General features: G+C 76.2%; 1 protein-coding gene. It reads left to right on the top strand.

Annotated features, from left to right (window positions below; genetic code table 11):
• Nucleotides 1–960 precede the first annotated feature (960 nt).
• Nucleotides 961–1,623 (top strand): hypothetical protein (locus SSBG_RS14840; protein WP_037871478.1); only part of this gene is annotated, 663 nt, incomplete at its 3' end.

Below are 1,623 nucleotides of genomic sequence, written 5' to 3'. Positions count from 1 at the left end.
CGTGCCCGGGCCGGGGCCTTGCCCGCGGCGCGGTGTTGCGTGCGGTGCCGGTGGTGCCTGCCGTGCCGGTGGTGCCTGCGGTGCCGGTGGTACCTGCCGTGCCGATCGTGCGTGCGGTGCCGGTGCGGCGCCCGGGCAGGGGCCGCGGCCCGGGTGGGGACGGCGCCCGGGTGCGGGGCGCGCCTGCGCCGCGGTCGTCCGTGCGCCTGGTGCGCGCGCACGCCTGGCGCGGCCCGGCGCGAGCGGCACCGCGCGGTTCGCGGGTGCGTGCCGGGCGGATTCGTACGTGGTGCTGTCGTACGTGGTGCTGTCGTACGGGTGCCGAGGCGCTGTACGTGCTCTCTGTCGTACGGGTGCCGCTGTCGTACGGGTCGCGCGAGGCGGACGCGGGCGTGGTCCCCGCGCCGGAGTTCCGCCGCCGGTGCGCGGATCGCGCGGGCCGGTCGTGGACCTGCCGTGCGGGAGCCGGTGGTGGGCCCGCCCGCCCCGGCGGGCCCGGCCCCGGTCGGCCAGGCTCCCGGCCGTATCAGGCCGGGTTCCGTGCCGTACCGCCCCGTTGTGCCGTCGTTCAGGACGCTTTCCGCGCGTCACGGGGTTCCGCCCCAGCCCCCACCGGGTCGAAGCCCCCACCACGTAAGTACCCCGAGCGACTTCGGTGACGCTCCCCGAGGACCGTTCGCATTCCGGCGCCGCCGGGGGGCGAACTCCCCCAGTCGACCCCAGCCGCCTGTCCACACCTCCTTTTCCGGCCAACCTGGCCTCTCACGACGGAATCACCGTCCCGCACCCGCCTCGCGCACGCCGTGCCGACCGAGTCGTGGACACCGGGAAACGGCCCTGGACAATGCTGGACATGCCGTGACGTACCCGTGTAGATGTGAACCTCTCGCCCAGCCGCAGCACACTTTGGGGGTTCGCGATGCTGACGCGCCACCGGCACCGGCCAGAGAGCCGGACACCATGAGCACCCCGCCCGCCCCGAAAGTGGCCGGAACCCACTCCCCGAATCCCTCTTCCGGCCACAATGCCGACGCTTGCGCCGAGACCGGTACAGAGCCTGGCACGCCGTCCTCCACCGACGCCTCGCTCCCCGCCCCCGCGAGTGCCCCGGGCGCCGGAGCGGCCCGGGCGGCCCGCGCGCCGCTCGCCCTCCAGGAACGCCTGGCCTCCTGGCTGCTCGACCTCAGCACGCTCCACGAACTGACCGAGCGTCTGCACCGCACCCGCACCACCGAGGAAGCGCTCGGCGAACTCCTGCGCGCGGGCGCCGCGCTGCTCGGCGCGGAACGCGGCCTCGTCCGCTTCACGCACACCCCCGACCGCCCCGCCCGCGTCCACGGCTTCGGCCTGGACCGGGGCGAGCTCGGGCGCCTGGAGGCGCTGCCCGAGGAGTGCACCTCGCACGGCGCGCTGCTCGCCGCGAACACCGGCGCCCCCATGACCCGCAGGGACCTCCTCGCCGAGCCGGGCATCGACCCGCGCTGCGCCGCCGCGGCCCGGAGCATGGGCTGCGCCGCCACGTACGCCGTGCCGCTGCGCGACGCCGGGCGGATCTTCGCCTCGGCGCTGTGGTCCTTCCCCGAGCCGGGCGCCCCCTCCTCCCGGCAGAGCCGACTGCTCTCG

Origin of the sequence: Streptomyces sp. SPB074 (assembly GCF_000154905.1) — a bacterium.
Classification (GTDB): domain Bacteria; phylum Actinomycetota; class Actinomycetes; order Streptomycetales; family Streptomycetaceae; genus Streptomyces.
This window is presented reverse-complemented; position numbering and strand designations above follow the sequence as displayed.